The following is a 653-nucleotide window of genomic DNA, read 5'->3' as shown; positions in this document are numbered from 1 at the left end:
GTCACAATCCGTAACCGGTGAGTGGGGGATCCGATGGTGGACAGGGGCAGGAATGTGTCGTTGGCGGGGTTTCGGGGGCAGGGGTGGACATCGGCCATAGTGCGGAATCTGCTGGGGGATCCTGACCTTTGGGGGCGTAATGCCCGGGATCGCGCCATGCCCGCGGTGCGGTTGTACGGGGCCGACCGCGTCGAGGTGGTGGAGCGGGGGACGAAGTTCGCCGCAGCCCGGCGGGCCGCGCTGCGGCGAGGTGTTGCCACTGTCCGTGACGGGGGCGGGGGCCGGGGTGCGGCGCTGCTGGCGATGGTCCGGGCCACGCCCATCGTGGTGCCGCGGCTCGCTCCGCGGACCCTGGCCGAGCGGGCCGTCCGGCACCGGAATCTGCTGGACGAGCAGTACGGACGGGGGCGTGGGAGGTACGTACCCGATCCGGCCACCGTGGCGGACGCCGACCCGCCCGCGCTCGCCCGGTGGATGGTCAACTACCTGCGCCATGCGCTGACTCGCTACGACGATCTGCTCAAGGGGCTGGTGGACGACGCAGGGCGCGACGAGGCCGAGGCCCTGTTGCGGAGACGGGTGTACGGGGCCATCGCCGCCGTCTATCCGGAGCTGGGCGAGGAGTGCCGGCGGCAGCTCGGGGAGCGGGAGGG

General features: G+C 72.3%; 1 protein-coding gene. It reads left to right on the top strand.

Going from position 1 to position 653, the window contains the following annotated elements; all coding sequences use genetic code 11:
* Nucleotides 1-156: 156 nt before the first annotated feature.
* A partial coding sequence (locus J0695_RS40475; RefSeq protein WP_206969793.1) for a hypothetical protein occupies nt 157-653 on the top strand: 497 nt, incomplete at its 3' end.

The organism is Streptomyces beijiangensis, from assembly GCF_017315755.1.
Lineage (GTDB): Bacteria > Actinomycetota > Actinomycetes > Streptomycetales > Streptomycetaceae > Streptomyces > Streptomyces beijiangensis.
This window is presented reverse-complemented; position numbering and strand designations above follow the sequence as displayed.